At 71.8% G+C, this 18,786-nt stretch carries 18 protein-coding genes, 1 pseudogene and 1 riboswitch; of the genes and pseudogenes, 10 read left to right on the top strand and 9 right to left on the bottom strand.

The window, feature by feature from the left end; translation table 11 throughout:
• Positions 1 to 53 precede the first annotated feature (53 nt).
• Together murQ and IE178_RS22130 are read left to right on the top strand one after the other, a co-directional pair.
• On the top strand, positions 54 to 995 hold the full coding sequence (gene murQ, locus IE178_RS22135; protein WP_193513507.1) for an N-acetylmuramic acid 6-phosphate etherase: 942 nt from the start codon (positions 54 to 56) through the stop codon (positions 993 to 995).
• A 65-nt stretch (positions 996 to 1,060) separates the two neighbouring features.
• A complete protein-coding gene (locus IE178_RS22130; protein WP_184763897.1) occupies positions 1,061 to 1,630 on the top strand; it encodes a hypothetical protein in 570 nt (189 codons plus the stop codon).
• Between the two features lie 28 nt (positions 1,631 to 1,658).
• Here IE178_RS22130 and IE178_RS22125 read toward each other — a convergent pair whose 3' ends face one another.
• Both IE178_RS22125 and IE178_RS22120 read right to left on the bottom strand, forming a co-directional pair.
• A complete protein-coding gene (locus tag IE178_RS22125; RefSeq protein ID WP_193513506.1) occupies positions 1,659 to 3,206 on the bottom strand; it encodes a carboxylesterase/lipase family protein in 1,548 nt (515 codons plus the stop codon).
• A gap of 154 nt (positions 3,207 to 3,360) precedes the next feature.
• Positions 3,361 to 4,848 carry an MFS transporter gene (locus tag IE178_RS22120; protein WP_193513505.1) on the bottom strand — a complete coding sequence of 496 codons (1,488 nt, stop codon included), beginning with the start codon at positions 4,846 to 4,848 and terminating at the stop codon, positions 3,361 to 3,363.
• A 112-nt stretch (positions 4,849 to 4,960) separates the two neighbouring features.
• Here IE178_RS22120 and IE178_RS36115 point away from each other — a divergent pair.
• The 4 genes and pseudogenes from IE178_RS36115 to IE178_RS22105 form a co-directional block, all read left to right on the top strand.
• Positions 4,961 to 5,206: pseudogene (locus IE178_RS36115) on the top strand (ATP-binding protein); the annotation flags it as partial.
• A 242-nt stretch (positions 5,207 to 5,448) separates the two neighbouring features.
• A complete protein-coding gene (locus IE178_RS22115) occupies positions 5,449 to 6,357 on the top strand; it encodes a helix-turn-helix domain-containing protein (RefSeq protein WP_193513504.1) in 909 nt (302 codons plus the stop codon).
• Positions 6,358 to 6,489: 132 nt separating this feature from the next.
• Entirely contained in the window at positions 6,490 to 6,837 is a 348-nt protein-coding gene (locus IE178_RS22110; RefSeq protein WP_193513503.1) for a hypothetical protein, read from the top strand.
• The gene (locus IE178_RS22105; protein WP_193513502.1) at positions 6,834 to 7,091 is read left to right on the top strand and encodes a hypothetical protein; all 258 of its coding nucleotides are present in this window, start codon (positions 6,834 to 6,836) and stop codon (positions 7,089 to 7,091) included. The genes IE178_RS22110 and IE178_RS22105 overlap by 4 nt, the downstream gene beginning before the upstream one ends.
• 101 nt (positions 7,092 to 7,192) lie before the next feature.
• Here IE178_RS22105 and IE178_RS22100 read toward each other — a convergent pair whose 3' ends face one another.
• Entirely contained in the window at positions 7,193 to 8,323 is a 1,131-nt protein-coding gene (locus IE178_RS22100; RefSeq protein ID WP_193513501.1) for an NADH:flavin oxidoreductase, read from the bottom strand.
• A 224-nt stretch (positions 8,324 to 8,547) separates the two neighbouring features.
• Between IE178_RS22100 and IE178_RS22095 the strand changes: the two genes are divergently transcribed.
• Positions 8,548 to 8,904 (top strand): hypothetical protein, encoded by a 357-nt coding sequence (locus IE178_RS22095; protein ID WP_193513500.1) that lies wholly within the window; start codon positions 8,548 to 8,550, stop codon positions 8,902 to 8,904.
• 83 nt (positions 8,905 to 8,987) lie between these two features.
• On the opposite strand, the gene groL is transcribed toward IE178_RS22095, so the two are convergent.
• From groL to thrC, 4 genes are all read right to left on the bottom strand, one after another.
• Positions 8,988 to 10,610: a chaperonin GroEL gene (groL, locus tag IE178_RS22090; protein WP_184763905.1), complete on the bottom strand. Its 1,623-nt coding sequence runs from the start codon at positions 10,608 to 10,610 to the stop codon at positions 8,988 to 8,990.
• 380 nt (positions 10,611 to 10,990) lie between these two features.
• Complete coding sequence (locus IE178_RS22085) at positions 10,991 to 11,194, bottom strand: cold-shock protein (protein WP_004929928.1); 204 nt, start codon at positions 11,192 to 11,194, stop codon at positions 10,991 to 10,993.
• Positions 11,195 to 11,624: 430 nt separating this feature from the next.
• Positions 11,625 to 11,900 carry a MoaD/ThiS family protein gene (locus IE178_RS22080; RefSeq protein WP_184763906.1) on the bottom strand — a complete coding sequence of 92 codons (276 nt, stop codon included), beginning with the start codon at positions 11,898 to 11,900 and terminating at the stop codon, positions 11,625 to 11,627.
• 95 nt (positions 11,901 to 11,995) lie between these two features.
• Positions 11,996 to 13,294 carry a threonine synthase gene (gene thrC / locus IE178_RS22075; protein WP_193513499.1) on the bottom strand — a complete coding sequence of 433 codons (1,299 nt, stop codon included), beginning with the start codon at positions 13,292 to 13,294 and terminating at the stop codon, positions 11,996 to 11,998.
• Positions 13,295 to 13,312: 18 nt separating this feature from the next.
• Positions 13,313 to 13,460: riboswitch (SAM riboswitch) on the bottom strand.
• Between the two features lie 138 nt (positions 13,461 to 13,598).
• On the opposite strand from thrC, the gene IE178_RS22070 reads away from it, so the two are divergent.
• The 3 genes from IE178_RS22070 to otsB are packed head-to-tail and all read left to right on the top strand — an operon-like array spanning position 13,599 to position 16,975.
• A complete protein-coding gene (locus IE178_RS22070; RefSeq protein ID WP_193513498.1) occupies positions 13,599 to 14,543 on the top strand; it encodes a glucosyl-3-phosphoglycerate synthase in 945 nt (314 codons plus the stop codon).
• A 60-nt stretch (positions 14,544 to 14,603) separates the two neighbouring features.
• Positions 14,604 to 16,019: an alpha,alpha-trehalose-phosphate synthase (UDP-forming) gene (locus IE178_RS22065; protein WP_193513497.1), complete on the top strand. Its 1,416-nt coding sequence runs from the start codon at positions 14,604 to 14,606 to the stop codon at positions 16,017 to 16,019.
• Positions 16,020 to 16,075: 56 nt separating this feature from the next.
• Positions 16,076 to 16,975: a trehalose-phosphatase gene (otsB, locus tag IE178_RS22060; RefSeq protein WP_184763910.1), complete on the top strand. Its 900-nt coding sequence runs from the start codon at positions 16,076 to 16,078 to the stop codon at positions 16,973 to 16,975.
• A gap of 154 nt (positions 16,976 to 17,129) precedes the next feature.
• Here otsB and IE178_RS22055 read toward each other — a convergent pair whose 3' ends face one another.
• The gene (locus IE178_RS22055) at positions 17,130 to 17,393 is read right to left on the bottom strand and encodes a DUF3263 domain-containing protein (RefSeq protein WP_184763911.1); all 264 of its coding nucleotides are present in this window, start codon (positions 17,391 to 17,393) and stop codon (positions 17,130 to 17,132) included.
• A gap of 10 nt (positions 17,394 to 17,403) precedes the next feature.
• On the bottom strand, positions 17,404 to 18,672 hold the full coding sequence (locus IE178_RS22050; protein ID WP_318280167.1) for an extracellular solute-binding protein: 1,269 nt from the start codon (positions 18,670 to 18,672) through the stop codon (positions 17,404 to 17,406).
• Positions 18,673 to 18,786: the final 114 nt, after the last annotated feature.

Here is an 18,786-nt window from a genome sequence, read left to right as displayed (position 1 = left end):
CAGCCCCGCGCCCCCAGGTATGCCGCCCGACCCCAGACTGGAAAGACACCGCCATGGCCTCTCCCTCCCACCCCCGCGATCTCCGCTCCCAGTTGGAGACGCTGACCACCGAGGCGTTCCGCCCGGAGCTGGCGGACGTCGACCGGCTGCCCACCCTCGACATCGCCCGGCTGATGAACCGCGAGGACGCCACGGTGGCCGGTGCCGTGACCGAGCAGCTGCCCCGGATCGCCGCCGCGATCGACGCCCTCGCCGACCGGATGGCCCGGGGCGGCCGGCTGGTCTACGCGGGCGCGGGCACCGCCGGCCGGCTGGGCGTGCTGGACGCCTCCGAGTGCCCGCCGACCTTCAGCACCGACCCGGCACGGGTGGTCGGCCTCATCGCCGGCGGCCCCGACGCCATGGTCACCTCGGTGGAGGGCGCCGAGGACTCCCGCGAGCTGGCCGAGTCCGATCTGGCCGCGCTGGCCCTGACCGCCGACGACACGGTGGTCGGCGTCTCCGCCTCCGGCCGCACCCCCTACGCGATCGGCGCCGTCGAGTACGCCCGCGCGCGCGGCGCGCTCACCGTGGGCCTGGCCTGCAACCCGGGCAGCGCGCTGGCGGCGGCGGCCGAGCACGGCATCGAGGTCGTGGTGGGTCCGGAGTTCCTCACCGGCTCCACCCGCCTCAAGGCCGGTACGGCGCAGAAACTCGTCCTCAACATGCTGTCGACGATCACGATGATCCGGCTGGGCAAGACGTACGGGAATCTGATGGTCGACGTCCGCGCCTCCAACGAGAAGCTGCGCGCCCGCTCCCGCCGGATCGTCGCCCAGGTGACGGGGGCGGAGGACGACGTCATCGAACGCGCCCTGGCCGCCACGGACGGCGAGGTCAAGCCCGCCATCCTGGTCATCCTGGCCGGCGTGGACGGCCCGACGGCCGCCCGCCTCCTGGCCGAGTCCGCCGGCCATCTGCGCGCGGCCCTGGCGAAGGCGCAGGCGGGCGCCTGACCGCGGCGGGCACCCGCCCCTGGACGGCTGGGATACTGGAACCACCCGACCCGGAGACCACCACCATGAACCACGCGCAGCTCACCGCCCTGGGCCGCGCCCTGCGTGTTCTCGGTGAGCACGGTGAGGCGCTGTCCGCCGACACCCCGGACGCCCGGCTGCACGAAGTGAAGGACGACCTGCGGCGGGCCCTCGACCTGCTGGAGGAGAGCGTCACCACGGCCGCGCCCCGTACGCGCTGCGCGGAGCACCCCACCGGCCCGGTCGACAAGAGCGCCCCGGACCTGTGCCTGCTGTGCGAGACCCGGCGCCGCACCGCCCGCCGCGCCGAGTTCAACGGCCCGGCCCCGCAGCACCGGCCCGCCGAGCCCACCCCGTCCCGGTACGGCATGCGCGAGGACCGGCCGCAGCCGCAGCAGCGCTGGCTGCCGGAACGGTGGAACGGCCAGGCATGGCAACTGTGCGGCACCCCGCGCCGGGACCGGCGCGAGGCGGAGCTGTACATCGCGGCGCAGCGGCGCGGGCCCCGGCCCGCCATGGCGTACCGGCTCGTGCACGAGTTCACCGACTACGAGGTGCTGCGCGTGTGGGGGACGCCGGTGAAGGCCGACATCGAGCCGATGGGCAACCTGTAGCCCGTGCGGACGGGCACCCCCTGGCCTCTTACAGCAGGGGCAGGGGCGCGAAGTCGTAACCCTCCCACAGGCGGCGCGAGACCTCCTGCGGGTACGGCGCCACCGTCGGCTCCGCGTCCATCACCCGCACCTGGCGCCGCTGTGCGTCGTACGCCGGCCAGCCGGGGTCGCCGGTCCGCGCGAACGCCGTCCAGGAGGCACGGAACCGCGACGACAGCGCCCTGGCCTGTTCCGTCGGTTCGGTCCCGGCGAACAGCAGGATCCCGAGGTCGGCCTCGAAGGTGCCGAAGAGCAGGGGGATGTCCAGGCCGTGGCAGGCGCCCAGGGCGCCGCCGTTGCCCGGGGCCGGCCAGGTCAGCTCGTAGAGGTGGGCCCGGCCGCCGCCCGCGAGCTGTGCCTCGGCCAGCCGCAGGGTGGGCATGGCGAACAGCCAGTCGGTCTGCACCCGCTCGCACAGCTCGCCCGCGGACGCCTCGGGGAAGGCGGCGCGGTAGGCCCGTTCCCCGTCCGGGCCGGGGGCGTACATCCGCAGGGCCGCCGTCGCCTGCTGCTCGGTGATCTGTCCGAGGCGGCCGGCCAGGGCGAGGAACAGGCGGTACTCGTCGCGGTTGTGCCCGGTGAGCAGGTCGACGTCCCGGGCCGCTCCCGCCGCGAGCGCCTGCCAGGGTGTGACCGGCAGGACGTCACCGTCGACGACCGGCGCGTACGGCGTGGCCGTGGGCGCGGCCTGCCCCCAGCGGTCCGCGTACTGGATCATCCTCGCGCCCAGCGACTGTCCCACGGCGGTCAGCTTGCCCGGGTCCACGGCGGACAGGTCCGCCACCGTCGGCCGCACTCCCGCCTCTGCGGCGAGCGCGGTGCCGATGTCGCGGGCGAGGGCGTCGGAGAAGTACGTGCCGGGCACGCTCTGCGCGATGGCCCGGTGGAACAGCCCGGCCGCGCGGTCCATCGCCAGCAGCGCGGCGACGGAACCGGCGCCCGCGGACTCCCCGAACACGGTGACCTGCCCGGGGTCGCCGCCGAACGCCGTGATGTTGTCCCGCACCCACTCCAGCGCGGCCACCTGGTCCAGCAGTCCCCGGTTGGCGGGCGCGCCCTCGATGTGGGCGAACCCCTCCATTCCGACGCGGTAGTTGAGGGTGACGACGACGAGGTCGCCGTCGCTCGCGATGCGGCGGGCGTCGTAGCCGGGGCTGCCGGAGTGGCCGAGCCGGTAGGCGCCGCCGTACAGCCACACCATCACGGGGCGGTGGGCGGCCGGGTCGGGGTCGGGCGTCCAGACGTTGACGGTGAGCCAGTCGTCGCCGGCCGCGGCGGCCGGGGCCGTGCGTCCCTCGACGAAGCCGGGTTCCTGCGGGGGCGGCGGGCCGAACGCGTACGCCTCGCGCACGCCGTCCCAGGCGCGGGCCGGACGCGGGGCGGCGAACCGCGCCTCGCCGACCGGCGGTTCGGCGAAGGGGATGCCGCGGAAGACCGTCAGCCCGCTCTCGTGCCGCCCGCGTACGGCACCCGAGGCGGTGCGCACCACGGGGCCGGTCGGGTCCGCCGTCGGCGGGTGGGGCTCGGACGTCGTCATCGAGGTCTCCTCACTGCGGGCCGGTGGGTCGTGCGGGCAGGTGGTGCGCGTCTGCCCCGCGGCCGCCGCCCGGTACGGGACCGTGCGGGGGCCGCTGACCCGCGGTCGCCGCCCCGTACGGGACCGGGCGGCGACCGCCGATCGGTCAACGACCCTACGCCTGCGCCCCGGAGGCCTCGTGAGCGCGGGCCGGGTCGACGGCGGCCGGGGCGTTCGCGCCGCCGGCCGGACGCTGCCGCGGGATGAACGCGGCGATGGCGAAGCCGACCAGCGCGGCCCCGGCCCCGAGCGCCAGGACGGTGCGGAAACCGTCCTCGCCGGGCAGCACGTACGAGCCGAACGGCGTGGTCATCTGGGCCAGTACGACACCGGCGACGGCGCTGGCGAAGGAGGTGCCGATGGACCGCATCAGCGTGTTGAGGCTGTTGGCTGCACCCGTCTCGGAGGCGGGCACCGCGCCCATGATGAGCGCGGGCATCGCGCCGTAGGTGAAACCGATGCCGGCGCCGATGACGCAGGACGCCAGCACGAAGTGCCAGACCTGGTCCATGAGCGCGACGTTGAGGCCGTAGCCCGCGGCCACGATCAGCGCGCCGATCATCAGCGTGACCTTCGGGCCCTTGGCGCGGGAGACCAGCGCGGACACGGGGGCCAGCGCCATCATCACCAGACCGGACGGGGCCATGACCAGTCCGGCGGCCAGCAGCGACTGGCCGAGGCCGTAGCCGGTCCGCTCGGGCAGTTGCAGCAGCTGCGGGATGACCAGGGACATGGAGAACATGCCGAAGCCGATCGCCACCGAGGCGAGGTTGGTGAACAGCACCTGGGGACGGGCGGTGGTACGCAGGTCCACCAGCGGCTGGTCGACGCGCAGTTCGAAATATCCCCAGGCCGCCAGGATGACCACGGCCGCCGCGAACAGGCCGAGGGTGGTGCCGCTGGACCAGCCCCAGTCGGCCCCCTTGGAGATCGCCAGCAGCAGACAGATCAGACCGGCCGCCATCCCGGCCGCGCCGGTCAGGTCGAACCGGCCGCCCGTGCGCACCTTCGACTCCGGCACGAGGAGCAGCACCAGGACCAGCGCGACGACGCCCAGGACGGCCGAGGTCCAGAACAGCGTGTGCCAGTCGAAGTTGTCGGCGATGAGGGCGGCGGCGGGCAGGCCGAGGGCGCCGCCCACCCCGAGCGAGGCACTGATCATCGCGGTCGCCGAGCCCAGCCGCTCCGCGGGCAGTTCGTCGCGCAGGATGCTGATGCCGAGCGGGATCACACCGGACGACAGGCCCTGCAGGGCGCGGCCGACGATCATCGGGACGAGGGAGTCGCTGAGTCCGGCGACCATGGAGCCGGTCACCAGCATGGCCAGGCTGAGCAGCAGCATGCGGCGCTTGCCGTACATGTCGCCGAGGCGGCCCATGACCGGGGTGGCTACGGCCGCGGCGAGCAGGGTGGCGGTGACGGCCCAGGCGGTGTCCGACGCCGAGGCGTTCAGGAGCTGCGGCAGCTGCCCCACGATCGGGATCACCAGGGTCTGCATCAGCGAGACCACGATGCCGCCGAAGGCCAGCACGGCCACCACGGCGGTCGGGTGGGGCGGCGGGGCGGTCCCGGCGGCGGCGGACCGGTCGAGTGCGTCGGACATGAAGGAGGTCTCCGTCGTGACTCAGGTCTACTTGACTCAGGCAACCATATGGAGATTGATTGACTTAAGCAAGTGAATACCTGGCAACGCCCGTCGCACGGTTCACTTACGGCGAGCCCCGCTCCGGGACTTCCGCCTCGCGCTGTACCTGATCGACAGCACGCTCCGCATCGAGGTCACCGACACGCGCGGCGAACGCCTCCCCGAGCCCCAACCGCCCGCCCCGGACGCGGAGTCGGGCCGCGAACTGCTTATCGTGGAGTCGCTCGCCGACCGGTGGGGCGTGACCGAGGACCGCTTCCCCCGCAAGACCGTCTGGGCCGAACTACGCCTCACACCACCGAAACCCACGTCCTGAAGCTCCGGTGCCGTCGGCGCCTTCCCAGGCAAGAACCCGGGGAGAAGGAACCCCACCGAGCCCCACCCCTCCCGCCCGAGGCACGCGATCACTCGGGCGGGTGAACATCACCGGCTCAGCTGGATTTTCGGGTCCCCGACTCCCCTACGCTCAGCGCACACACCCCCGAAAAGGCTTCGGCCCCCGCCGGGACTGCAATCCCAGTGCGAGGGCCTGACCACCAAGGAAGCAGCACCTTCCCGATGGATACCCAAAACCCTAGCGCGACCCCGCGCGCCGAGTCAGCCGCAGCCGGCGATCCGACCCGATCGCGTCACCACACCGGCGGCGTCATCCACGAGAACACCCGCCACACCACCCGCTTCGTGGTGATCGGCAACCACCTCACCCAGCACAAGGAGCTGTCGCTCCTCGCGATCGGCCTCGGCTGCCACATCCAGTCGCTGCCCACCGGCGCCGGCGCCGACATCAAGTCGCTGACCGCACGCTTCCCCGAGGGCGCCACCCGCATCGCCGCCGCCCTGCGCGAGCTGGAGGCCCACGGCTACCTGCGCCGCGAACGCGTCCGCACGTCCACCGGCCGCATCATCACCCGAACGATCTCCTGCAACCAGCCGAGCCACCGGCGACAGGCAGCCGACACCGGCTGCCCCGACCCGCGGCCCCGCCCTGCCCCGCACCCCCGACCTCCGGTGGAGGGAACTCCCCCGCCCCACCCGCGCGGCCCGCGCACCCGCAAGGCCCTCCCCGCCGTCCCCCAGCCCAGCCGCCCCGCGGCCACCGCGCTCCGCCGGCAGGCCACCGACCTCCTCACCGGCCTGCGCCGACACGACCCCCGCCTCCTGCTCTCCGCCACCGACACCGAGCACCTGGTCCCCGGAGTCGCCGCCTGGCTGGAACGCGAGGTCACCCCCACCGCCGTACGCCACGCCCTCACCACCGACCTCCCGGACGCCCCCCTGCGCCGCCCCGCAGCCCTCCTCGCCCACCGCCTCACCGCCCAACTGCCACCCCCGCCCCCGTACCACGCCCCGTCTGCTCCGCCGCCACCCCGCCACGAGATGCGCAACTGCGACGGCTGCGACCGGGGCTTCCGCGCCCCCGAAACCGAGAACCGCTGCCGCGACTGCCGAACGGCGCAAGCGGGCTGACCCGGTTGGACACACCCGTCCGTACCCCTTCGCAGACCGCCTGAACAGGAGAAACGCATCGCGATGTTCGCACCCCGATACCCCAGCCGTCCCGGACGACTACCCTGGCCAGTGCACTCCCGGGAGGACTCCATGAGCACGCAGGCCGACCACGGACACGAGCTGGTCCCCCGCCCCGAGCAGACCCCCGACGCCCTGCGGGCCGCCCTCGCCGTCGTCGACCCGGGACGCCTGCCGGAGATGCAGCGGACGAAGGACGAGGCCTTCGCCAAGGCAGTCGAGTGGCAGTCCCTCAGCCCCGTGCGAAGCTGGGTCCTGACCTGGGCCCGGGACATCGAGATCGCCCGCCGCCCCGACCTCACCGCCCGCCACGCCCGCGCCAAGAGCAACCTCGAACACGAGGACCCGGCCACCGCCCGCGAGGCCCTGCGGGAGCTGAGCACCGTCCTGGACGAGGCCATGAAGGCAGTTCACGCTTGAGCTGGACCTGGGAGTACGTCTTCGGCGCGGAGGATGCCGCCCGAACCGCCCCGCCCGACTTCCTCGCCGAAGTGGAACGCACGGCAGAGGAGTTGGTCCGAGCAGCCGAAGCACGGTACGTGCACGGCCGCGCATACGACGGGGCCGACCCGAGGGGCGGTGACATCCCCATCCGCGGCGGAATGTTCCGGTACCAGATCGTCGTGCGCCATGAACGGGTCCACATCGTCCAGATCACCTATCTGGGCTTCTGACACGGTGAGCGCCAGGGCCAGGGCGTCGTGCCGCCGGGGCCGCCGGAACCGTCCGCGCCGGGCGCCTCCCGTCTGGATCAGGAGGCGCCCGGCCCGGCCGCTCAGCTCAGGGTCTGGATCGACGCCGCGTCGTACGGCGCCAGCTCGTCGAAGCGGCCCGCGAGCACCTTGGCCGCCCACTCCGGGTCCTGCAGCAGCGCGCGGCCCACGGCGACGAGGTCGAACTCGTCCCGCTCCATGCGGTCGAGCAGGTCGTCGAGGTCGCCCAGCTCGGCACCCTGCCCCTGGAACGCCTTGAGGAACTCGCCGTTCAGACCGACCGAGCCGACCGTGATGGCGGGCTTGCCGGTCAGCTTCTTCGTCCAGCCGGCCAGGTTGAGGTCGGACCCGTCGAACTCCGGGTGCCAGTAGCGGCGCGTGGACGCGTGGAAGGCGTCGACACCGGCCGCGGAGAGCGGGGCGAGGATCGCCTCCAGCTCCTGGGGCGTCTCGGCGAGCCGGGCGTCGTAGGCGTCCTGCTTCCACTGCGAGTAGCGGAAGATGACCGGGAACTCCGGCGACACGACCGCACGGACGGCCTCGACGATCTCCGCCGCGAACTTCGTACGGGCCACCGGGTCACCGCCGTACGCGTCGGCGCGGCGGTTGGTGCCGGACCACAGGAACTGGTCGATGAGGTAGCCGTGGGCGCCGTGCAGTTCGACACCGTCGAAGCCGATGCGCTCGGCGTCGGCCGCGGCCTGCGCGAACGCGGCGACGACGGCGTCGATGTCGGCCTGCGTCATCGCCTTGCCCGTACCCTCGGTGCCGTCCGTGCGCACCCCGGACGGACCGACCGCCGGGGCCTCCGGGTACGGCGCCTGCCCCTGCTCACGGACCATGCCGATGTGCCAGAGCTGCGGCACGATCGTGCCGCCCGCCGCGTGCACCGCCTCGGCGACCTTCGCCCAGCCCGCGAGCTGCTCCTCCCCGTGGAACCGCGGCACCCGGTCGCTGAGCCCGGCGGACTCGTGACCCACGTACGTGCCCTCGGTGACGATCAGCCCGACACCGGCGGCGGCACGGCGGGAGTAGTACGACACGACGTCCTCGCCGGGAACACCGCCGGGCGAGAACATGCGGGTCATCGGCGCCATGGCGATGCGGTTGGGAACGGTCAGGCCGTTGATCGTGGCCGGCCGGGAGAGAATCCCGGCGGCTCGAGCTGCTGCGTCGGAGGCGGTGACGGTCACGTGGGGGCTCCTCGCTGGGGTACCAAATGGTATGTGCGTGTGCATTGACACGCCCACCACGCCAACGGGGAAGTGCGAGAAGACATTCCGCCGACCCGGAGCCAACCGGATGTGATCCCCGCCACCCCCGCCCGCACCTCCCGAACTCCCTGGCCCCACCGGGCGCGTCGGCGCAGGATGACGGGCATGGAGTACACCCTGCGCCTTCACACCGGGACGGCGCCGTGAGAGCCCGCACCCTGCGCTTCGGCCTGTACGCGGACGAGGAGGGACTGGCCTGGGTCGAATCGCTCGTCGACGGGGCCGTGGCGTCACGGAGTGCCCGGATCGCCGGGCGGACCGTCCTGCGCACGCTGCCCGACAGCGGAATGACGACCGCCGACCTCTACGACCACCTGGCGGAGCAGTGGGCCCTGGAGCATCCGGGCCGCGGCAGCGGCGCGCGCGAACCGGTCGAGCTGCGCGTCCGCCTGGTGTGCTCGCTGCGGACCCGGCGGGCGATCCGCAAGGCGGTGCTGCGGGGCCTGTGCCCGCGGGGCTCGGCGCCGCACATCTGCCGTGTCCCTTGGTGCACCGCCTGAAACGCCCGAGGGCGGCACCCCCCGTCGTACGGGGAGTGCCGCCCTCGACAACGCAGGACGGTCGATCAACCGGAACCGGTCGATCAGAAGTCCATGTCACCGCCCGGCATGCCGCCGCCGGCCGGGGCCGCGGCCTTCTCCGGCTTGTCGGCGATGACGGCCTCGGTGGTGAGGAACAGCGCGGCGATCGACGCGGCGTTCTGCAGCGCGGAGCGCGTCACCTTGGCCGGGTCGATGATGCCTTCCTTGACCAGGTCGACGTACTCGCCGGTCGCGGCGTTCAGGCCGTGACCCGGGGTCAGGTTGCGCACCTTCTCCACCACGACACCGCCCTCGAGGCCGGCGTTGACGGCGATCTGCTTCAGCGGGGCCTCGAGCGCGATGCGCACGGCGTTGGCGCCGGTCGCCTCGTCACCCTCGAGCTCCAGCTTCTCGAACACCTGGGAGGCCTGCAGCAGGGCCACGCCACCACCGGCGACGATGCCCTCCTCGACGGCCGCCTTGGCGTTGCGGACGGCGTCCTCGATGCGGTGCTTGCGCTCCTTGAGCTCCACCTCGGTGGCGGCACCGGCCTTGATGACCGCGACACCGCCGGCGAGCTTCGCCAGGCGCTCCTGCAGCTTCTCGCGGTCGTAGTCCGAGTCGCTGTTCTCGATCTCGGCGCGGATCTGGTTCACGCGGCCCTGGACCTGGTCGGCCGAGCCGGCACCGTCGACGATGGTGGTCTCGTCCTTGGTGATGACGACCTTGCGGGCCTTGCCCAGGAGGTCGACCGTGGCGTTCTCCAGCTTGAGGCCGACCTCCTCGGAGATGACCTCGCCGCCCGTGAGGATGGCGATGTCGCCGAGCATGGCCTTGCGGCGGTCACCGAAGCCCGGAGCCTTGACGGCGACGGACTTGAAGGTGCCGCGGATCTTGTTGACGACCAGGGTCGACAGGGCCTCGCCCTCGACGTCCTCGGCGATGATCAGCAGCGGCTTGCCCGACTGCATGACCTTCTCCAGGAGCGGGAGCAGGTCCTTGACGTTGGAGATCTTGGAGTTCGCGATCAGGATGTACGGGTCGTCGAGGACGGCCTCCATACGCTCCATGTCGGTGGCGAAGTACGCCGAGATGTAGCCCTTGTCGAAGCGCATACCCTCGGTGAGCTCCAGCTCCAGACCGAAGGTCTGGGACTCCTCGACGGTGATGACGCCTTCCTTGCCGACCTTGTCCATGGCCTCGGCGATGAGCTCGCCGATCTGGGTGTCGGCGGCGGAGATGGAGGCCGTGGAGGCGATCTGCTCCTTGGTCTCGACGTCCTTCGCCTGCTCCAGCAGGGCACCGGAGACGGCCTCGACGGCCTTCTCGATACCGCGCTTCAGAGCCATCGGGTTGGCACCGGCGGCGACGTTGCGCAGGCCCTCCTTGACCAGGGCCTGGGCGAGAACGGTCGCGGTGGTCGTACCGTCACCGGCGACGTCGTCCGTCTTCTTGGCGACTTCCTTGACCAGCTCGGCGCCGATCTTCTCGTACGGGTCCTCGAGCTCGATCTCCTTGGCGATGGACACACCATCGTTGGTGATCGTGGGGGCGCCCCACTTCTTCTCGAGGACGACGTTGCGGCCCTTGGGGCCGAGCGTCACCTTGACGGCGTCCGCGAGCTGGTTCATGCCGCGCTCGAGGCCGCGCCGCGCCTCCTCGTCGAACGCGATGATCTTGGCCATGTGAAGTGGTCCCTCCAGGACTGGGGGTGATTACTTCGGACCGCGCCCGCGCCCGCGACGGACGGCTCGCCGGCCCCGTGGTTCCTTGCCCCACCGGCCCGCGGGCCTCACCGACCCGGTCCTTACGTTGTCACTCTCACCTTCAGAGTGCTAACGCAATGATTAGCACTCGGCCCCTCCGAGTGCAAGGCGCGCCCGCGAAGCGGGCCCGTCGAGGGGTGGTGGCCGGGTGACGGGTGGGCGCGAGCGCCTCCGGGGATCGGGGCGTGCCCGGCCGCGCGAGAAGGCGTCCGCCCACCCGCCCCGGGCACGGCGAAGGGCCCGCACCCCGGGGGTGCGAGCCCTTCGCCGGCAGAAGATACTTGCGGCTGATAGCGCGTTCAGGCGCTGAGACGAACCATGTCGGCCTGCGGGCCCTTCTGACCCTGCGAGATCTCGAACTCGACCCGCTGGCCTTCTTCGAGGGTGCGGTAGCCGTCCATCTGGATCGCGCTGTAGTGGACGAAAACATCCGCACCACCGTCGACCGCGATGAAGCCGTACCCCTTCTCCGCGTTGAACCACTTGACGGTGCCCTGAGCCATGCCTAACTCCCCTATTACTGGCCCTTGCACAGATCCACACTTCGCGGATCCGGGTCAGACCTCACCCCCCAACGGTTGGGGGCGTGCGCCGGAACGCGTCGACCGCGGCCGAATGTATCTGTCCAACTGCCCTCTGCAACAGGTCAGTCGGGCGAGAAATCTGGACTACGTCGGTCCGGAATATGGCGAGAATTCACCCGAGTTCGGGGCAAGTCGGGCCACACAAAGGCCACAAATGCCGCGGAAGGTGCCCACACTTTGGCTACATCCAGTCGGGCATGCGGCAGGAATTCAGGGTTTCCGATCAGTGGATCGGGAGCGCGTTCCCCAACTCTACCGCGCTCAATCCAATGGAATTGCCCCCTCCGCTTCTCTTACGGAGGGGGCAATGTCCCGAACGTTCGGTAACCGCCATTACCGATGGTAATGATCAGCCGCCGGCGACCGCCGGGATGATGGAGACGCCCGCGCCGTCCGGGGTGGCGGTCCCGAGGCCCTGCTCGAAGCGGACGTCGTCGTCGTTGACGTAGACGTTGACGAACCGGCGCAGCTTGCCCTGGTCGTCCAGGACCCGGGCGGCGATCCCGGTGTGGTTCTTCTCCAGGTCCTCGATGACCTCACCCAGGGTCGCCCCCTCGGCGTTCACCTCGGCCTGCCCACCGGTGTAGGTGCGCAGGATGGTCGGGATACGAACGGTAACGCTCACGTGGAAACCTCCGGTCGGATGAGACACCCAGTAGTGCTTAGGGGCGCGGGGAACTGCGCGACCAACCGGCCCGCAGACGAATGAATGAGCGACGCTTACGCGAGACCGGCCTCGCGGAAGGAGTCGAGGCTGGGACGGATCGTCGCCGTCATTCCCGTCCCCGCCACCGCGTCCAGCGTCTTCAGACCATCGCCCGTGTTGAGCACCACCGTCGTCAACGACGGATCCAGCGCACCGCTCTCGACAAGCTTCCTGGTCACGCCGACCGTGACACCCCCCGCGGTCTCCGCGAAGATGCCCTCGGTGCGGGCGAGCAGCTTGATCGCGTCGACGACCTGCTCGTCCGTCACGTCCTCCACCGCACCACCGGTGCGCCGCGCGATGTCCAGCACGTACGGCCCGTCCGCCGGGTTGCCGATGGCGAGCGACTTGGCGATGGTGTTCGGCTTCTGCGGGCGTACGACGTCGTGGCCGGCCTTGTACGCGGTGGACACCGGCGAACAGCCCTCGGCCTGCGCGCCGAAGATCCTGTACGGCTTGTCCTCGACCAGACCGAGCTTGATCAGCTCCTGCAGACCCTTGTCGATCTTCGTGAGCTGCGAGCCGGACGCGATCGGGACCACGATCTGGTCCGGGAGCCGCCAGCCCAGCTGCTCGCAGATCTCGTACGCGAGCGTCTTCGACCCCTCCGCGTAGTACGGCCGCAGGTTGACGTTGACGAAGCCCCAGCCCTCGCCGGCCGGGTCGCCGATCAGCTCGGAGCAGAAGCGGTTCACGTCGTCGTAGTTGCCCTCGATGCCGACGAGGTCACCGCCGTAGACGGCGGCCATGACGACCTTGCCCTGTTCCAGGTCGTGCGGGATGAACACGCAGGAGCGGAAGCCGGCCCGGGCGGCGGCGGCCCCCACGGCACCGGCGAGGTTGCCGGTGGAGGAGCAGGACAGGGTGGTGAAGCCGAAGGCGCGGGCGGCCTCGATGGCCTGGGCGACGACGCGGTCCTTGAAGGAGTGCGTCGGGTTGCCGGAGTCGTCCTTGACGAAGAGCTTGCCGGCGTCGACGCCGAGCTCGCGCGCGAGGTTGTCGGCCTGGACGAGCTTGGTCCAGCCGGGGTTGATGTTCGGCTTGGTCGCCACGTCCGCCGGGACGGGCAGCAGGGGCGCGTAGCGCCAGATGTTCGCGGGTCCCGCCTCGATCCGCTTGCGGAGCTCCTCGGTGTCGTACGCCGAGAAGTCGTAGGCGATCTCCAGCGGGCCGAAACACTCCTCGCAGGCGAAGACGGATCCGAGGGGGACGCGGTGACCGCATTCGCGACAGGAGAGCGCGGCGGCGGGGCCCAGATCGACGGAGGTGCCGGCGGCGGAATCGGTGGTGCTTGCGACAGTCTGCGCAGCCATGTGAGGCGAGGCCCTTTCTCCTCATCTTCCTCACGGCGCATCTCGCCGTGAGACGGATTTGGCACCTTCCCTAGCCGGGAGCCTCGCCACGTCCGTGTGACAAGAACCGACTGGAGGGTTGCCGGGGCTTCATCGGGCCGTATCCCTCTGCCCCTCTGGATGAGCGGTGTTCAGTTGTCGGCGCGACGACCCCGGCGTGCGGAGGTCATCGGCGTTGTTCAAGACTGTAACCGAAGGCCTGCATGGTTGAGATAGTCGTCCGAACCGCGAGATGGATCACAGGCCAGTGAGGAGCCGGGGAGTCGTGCTGGAAGAAGTCGAGCGCTGGCTGACCGACCGTTCCTGGTCGGCGGCCGACCGCCCGCTCCACCGGGTCCTGGCCGCGAAGCGTGCCACGGGTCAGACGGTGAGCGTGGTGCTGCCCGCGCTCAACGAGGAGGCGACGGTCGGCGAGATCGTGTCGGTGATCCGGCGCGACCTGGTGCTCCGGGCCCCGCTGGTCGACGAGGTCGTGGTGGTCGACTCGGGCTCGACCGACCGCACGGCGCGGGTGGCGGCGGCAGCGGGCGCGACCGTGGTGCACCGGGACGCGATCCTGCCCCGGATACCGGCGGTGCCCGGCAAGGGCGAGGTGCTGTGGCGGTCCCTGCTGGTCACCCGGGGCGACATCGTCTGCTTCGTCGACGCGGACCTCAGGGAGTTCTCCTCCGACTTCGTCTCCGGCATCGTCGGCCCGCTGCTCACCGAGCCGGACGTGCAGCTGGTCAAGGCCATGTACGACCGTCCGCTCGGCACTGCCGCCGGTCAGGGCGGCCGGGTGACGGAACTGGTGGCCCGCCCGCTGCTGAACATGCACTGGCCCCGGCTGGCCGGCTTCGTCCAGCCGCTGGGCGGCGAGTACGCGGCCCGCCGCACCCTGTTGGAACAGCTCCCCTTCCCCGTCGGGTACGGCGTCGAGCTCGGCATGCTGGTCGACGCCCTGCACCTGGTGGGCCTGGACGCCCTGGCCCAGGTCGACGTCGGCGTCCGCAGACACCGCCACCAGGACGGCCAGGCCCTCGGCCGCATGGCCGCCGCGATCTACCGCACCGCCCAGCTGCGCCTGGCCCGCGGCCATCTCATCCGGCCGTCCCTCACCCAGTTCGAGCGCACCGGCGACGCCTTCGAACCCCGCACGTACTCAGTCGACACGGAGGAACGCCCCCCGATGGCGGAGATCGCGGAGTACCGGACGCGCAGGGTGGCCTGAGGGTCGTATACGGCGGATCCGTACGTTTGAGTGCTCATGGGCCGGGCTAGGTTGAGGCGTATGGCTTCAAGCTTCGGTGCTGCTCAGGTGCTGGTCGCCTCCAATCGGGGACCGGTGTCGTACGACGTGCGTGAGGACGGTTCGCTGCGGGCCCGGCGGGGCGGCGGCGGGCTGGTGTCCGGGCTGTCGGCGATCGGGCCGGACGCGGGGGCGCTGTGGGTGTGCTCGGCACTGTCCGACGGCGACCGCGAGGCCGTACGGCGCGGGGTCGGCGAGGACGGCGTACGGATGCTGGACGTCCCGGCGGACGTGCACGCGGACGCGTACAACGGGATCGCCAACTCGGTCCTGTGGTTCGTGCACCACATGCTGTACCAGACACCGCTGGAGCCGGTCTTCGACGCGGAGTTCCGCCGCCAGTGGGCGTCCTACGAGGCCTACAACCGCGCGTTCGCCGAGGCGCTGGCCGAGGAGGCCGCGCAGGGGGCCGCGGTGGTCGTGCAGGACTACCACCTGACGCTGGTGCCGGGCATGCTCCGCGCGCTCCGTCCCGACCTGCGCATCGGTCACTTCTCGCACACCCCGTGGGCGCCGCCGGAGTACTTCCGGATGCTGCCCGACGACATCGCGGATCAGGTGCTGCGCGGGATGCTGGGCGCCGACCGGCTCGGCTTCCTCACCCACCGCTGGGCACAGGCGTTCACCGCGTGCTGCGAGCGGTTCGCGGGCGGGCTCGGGGACACCCGCATCGGGGTGCACGGGCTGGGGGCGGACGCGGACTTCCTGCGTGCCCGGTCCCACGAGGCGGACGTCGAGGAGCGGATCGTCGCGCTGCGGGAGGAGATCGGCACGGCTCCCGACGGCGGGGCGCGCCGGACGATCGTCAGGGTCGACCGCACCGAGCTGTCGAAGAACATCGTGCGCGGTCTGCTGGCGTACCGGCAGCTCCTGGAGGACCACCCCGAGTGGCGCGAACGCGTCGTGCACGTCGCCTTCGCCTACCCCTCCCGGCAGGATCTCGCCGTGTACCGCGACTACACCGCCGAGGTGCGGCGGGTGGCGGAGGAGATCAACGAGCGGTACGGGACGCCGGGCTGGCGGCCGGTCGTCCTGCACGTCAAGGACGACTTCGCGCGCTCGCTGGCCGCCTACCGGCTGGCGGACGTCGCCCTGGTCAACCCGATCCGCGACGGCATGAACCTGGTCGCCAAGGAGGTCCCGGTCGTCTCCGACGCGGGCTGCGCTCTGGTCCTGTCGCGGGAGGCGGGCGCCCACGAGGAACTGGGCGAGGACGCGATCACCGTCAACCCCTACGACGTCGTCGAGACCGCCCACGCCCTCCACGAGGCGCTGACGATGGGGGCGGGGGAGCGCGCCGACCGCGGCAAGCGCCTGGCCGCGGCGGCGACCGCGCTCCCGCCGGCCCAGTGGTTCCTGGGCCAGCTGGACGCGCTGCGGGACGAAACGCCCGGCTGACCGGTATGGCCGGACTGGCAGGCGTGCGAGCGCGCGGGCGTGGATAGGTTGGCGGTATGGGCAGCCATACGGATTCCACGGACCCGAAGGCCACGGACGGGCACACCCCGGAAGGCGGTGCCACCGGTGACCTGCCGACACCCGCCGCGCGGGCCGGGCGGGAGGGGCTCGAGGCTCTTCTCGCGCGGCCGGGGAAGGCGTTGATCGGGCTCGACTTCGACGGGACGCTCGCGCCGATCGTGGCCGACCCCGAGCAGGCCCGCGCGCACCCGGACGCGGTGCCCGCACTCGCCGCCCTCGCGCCGAAGGTGGCCGCGGTCGCGGTCGTCACCGGCCGGCCGGCGGGTGTCGCGGTGCGGCACGGGGGCTTCGCGGGCGTCCCCGGTCTGGAGCACCTCGTCGTCCTCGGCCACTACGGCGCCGAGCGCTGGGACGCCGTCACCGGTACGGTCACCGCGCCCGCCCCGCACCCCGGCGTCGCCGCCGCCCGCGCGGAGCTGCCGGGGCTGCTCGACCGGGTCGGCGCGTGGCAGGGCACCTGGATCGAGGAGAAGGGCCGGGCGGTGGCCGTCCACACCCGGCGGGCCGGCGACCCGCAGGCCGCCTTCGAGGCGCTGCGCGAGCCGCTCACCGACCTCGCCACCCGGCACGGCCTGATCGTCGAGCCGGGCCGCATGGTGCTGGAGCTGCGCCCGCCCGGCATGGACAAGGGCGTCGCCCTGATGGAGTACGCCCGGAGGATCGGCGCCGAGTCGGTCCTGTACGCCGGTGACGACCTGGGCGACCTCCCCGCCTACACCGCCGTCGACAAACTCCGCGACAGCGGCGTCCCGGGGCTGCTGGTGTGCAGCGGCAGCGACGAGGTCACGGAACTGCGCGACCGCGCCGACGTGGTGGTCGACGGCCCCGCGGGGGTCGTACGCCTGCTGCGGGCACTGGCGGACCGGACCGGCTGACGGCGCTCAGCGTTCCGTACGGCGGGTGTCCCGGACGCGGCGCAGGCGCGGCACCGGCGGACCGGACCGGCTGACGGCGCTCAGCGTTCCGTGCGGCGGGTGTCCCGGACCCGGCGCAGGCGCGGCACCGGCGGACCGGATCGGCTGACGGCGCTCAGCGTTCCGTGCGGCGGGTGTCCCGGACGCGGCGCAGGCGGTTCACCGTCACCGGGTCGTGGGCGAGGGCGCGGGGGTCGTCGAGGAGGGCGTTGAGGAGCTGGTAGTAGCGGACCGGGGCCAGGCCCAGTTCCTCGCGGATGGCCCGTTCCTTCACGCCGGGGCCGGTGAAGCCGCGGCGTTCCAGCGCGAGGACGTCCTGCTCGCGCCGGCCCAGCCGGCCGGTCTCGTGCGTCTCCTGCTCCTCGTCCCCCACGTCCATGTCCGGCAGGCTACTCCGCGTTCTCCGCGCGCGTCGCCGTCGCCTGGAGGCCGCCCAGGACGCCCTCGGGGCTGCCGTTCGGGGCGACCGCCTTGCCGATCTGCTTCTTGACCGCCGCGTTGACCGTCGCCCAGGAGGTGTTGCCGACCGGGTAGAGCTCCGAGGTCGGCAGCTGGTCGAGGAAGGGCTTGAGGTCCTTGCCCTCGTCGGCCGCGGCCATCGCGCGGGACGCCGAGATGGTGACCGGCAGCAGGTGGTACTCGCGGGAGAAGTCGAGCACGTTCTCCTCGCTGTAGACGAAGTCGAGGAAGTCGCCCACCTGCTCGCGGTGGCCGTTCTTGTTGAAGGCCATCATCCAGTCGGCGACACCGAGCGTGGACGGGCTCTGGCCGTCGACCCCCGGCGTCGGCACCATGCCGAACTTCACGCCCTTCTTCTCGGCCATCCCCATCAGCGAGGGGTGCCCGTTGAGCATGCCGACGTCACCGGCCGCGAACGCGGCGAACGCGTCGGCCCGGTTCAGCTTGCCGGGCTCGACGGGGCCGGTGAGGCCCTTGCCGACCAGCTCGTCCTTCAGCCAGGTGAAGGTCTGGACGTTCTGCACGGAGTCGACGCTGTAGACGCCCGTGATGTCCTTGAAGCCGCCCCCACCGCTGAGCAGCCACTGCATGGTCTCGGCCTGCGCCTCCTCCGGGCCGAGCGGCAGCGCGTACGGGTACTTCACACCCCGGGCCTTGAGCGCCTCGGCGTTCGCGGCGAGGTCGTCCCAGGTCTTCGGCGGGGTGATGCCGGCCTCGGCGAACAGCTCCTTGTTGTAGAAGAGCACCCGCGTGGAGGAGGCGAACGGCATGCCGTACTGCACGCTGTTGACCTCCCCCGCGATGGCCAGCTGCGAGAGGAAGTCCGCCTGGACGGGGATGGAGAGCAGGTCACCGGCCTTGTAGAGCTTCCCCTCGGCCGCGTAGTCGGCGTACGCGCCGATCTGCGCCAGGTCCGGCGGGTCGCCCGCGTCGACCATCTCCTTGACCTTGCGGTCGACGTCGTTCCAGGAGTAGACGCTGACGTCGATCTTCACGTCGGGGTGCTCGGACTCGTACCGCTCGACCAGGTCGGCCCAGTACTTCTCGGAGCTGTTGGCCGCGCTGTCGCCGTAGTCGGCGGCGACCAGCCTCAGGGTCACGTCCGACGATCCGCCGCCGACTCCGCAACCGCCGAGGACTCCCGTCAGTCCCAGTGCGGACACCACCGCGATCGCTCTTGTCCCGACCTGCCGCTGCACTTGCCTTGCCCCTGCCCCGGCGCTCCGCGCCAATCCGAACGGTTTTCGATAATCGGAACAAGGTCTACACCACGTGAGTGGACTAGACCTCTTGCGGGTACCCGGGCCACACTG

It is taken from the genome of Streptomyces griseoloalbus, from assembly GCA_014650015.1.
GTDB classification, from domain to species: domain Bacteria; phylum Actinomycetota; class Actinomycetes; order Streptomycetales; family Streptomycetaceae; genus Streptomyces; species Streptomyces griseoloalbus.
The sequence above is the reverse complement of the archived record's forward strand: the minus strand, read 5'-3'. Positions and strand labels throughout refer to the sequence as shown.

Bases quoted from the DNA above. Each gene is read 5' to 3' on its own strand.
- IE178_RS22065 (WP_193513497.1), top strand. From the start codon at position 14,604: ATGGCTTCAAGCTTCGGTGCTGCTCAGGTGCTGGTCGCCTCCAATCGG.
- groL (WP_184763905.1), bottom strand. From the start codon at position 10,610: ATGGCCAAGATCATCGCGTTCGACGAGGAGGCGCGGCGCGGCCTCGAG.
- IE178_RS22110 (WP_193513503.1), top strand. From the start codon at position 6,490: ATGAGCACGCAGGCCGACCACGGACACGAGCTGGTCCCCCGCCCCGAG.
- IE178_RS22055 (WP_184763911.1), bottom strand. From the start codon at position 17,393: ATGGACGTGGGGGACGAGGAGCAGGAGACGCACGAGACCGGCCGGCTG.
- IE178_RS22130 (WP_184763897.1), top strand. From the start codon at position 1,061: ATGAACCACGCGCAGCTCACCGCCCTGGGCCGCGCCCTGCGTGTTCTC.
- thrC (WP_193513499.1), bottom strand. From the start codon at position 13,294: ATGGCTGCGCAGACTGTCGCAAGCACCACCGATTCCGCCGCCGGCACC.
- IE178_RS22115 (WP_193513504.1), top strand. From the start codon at position 5,449: ATGGATACCCAAAACCCTAGCGCGACCCCGCGCGCCGAGTCAGCCGCA.
- IE178_RS22085 (WP_004929928.1), bottom strand. From the start codon at position 11,194: ATGGCTCAGGGCACCGTCAAGTGGTTCAACGCGGAGAAGGGGTACGGC.
- IE178_RS22125 (WP_193513506.1), bottom strand. From the start codon at position 3,206: ATGACGACGTCCGAGCCCCACCCGCCGACGGCGGACCCGACCGGCCCC.
- IE178_RS22120 (WP_193513505.1), bottom strand. From the start codon at position 4,848: ATGTCCGACGCACTCGACCGGTCCGCCGCCGCCGGGACCGCCCCGCCG.
- otsB (WP_184763910.1), top strand. From the start codon at position 16,076: ATGGGCAGCCATACGGATTCCACGGACCCGAAGGCCACGGACGGGCAC.
- murQ (WP_193513507.1), top strand. From the start codon at position 54: ATGGCCTCTCCCTCCCACCCCCGCGATCTCCGCTCCCAGTTGGAGACG.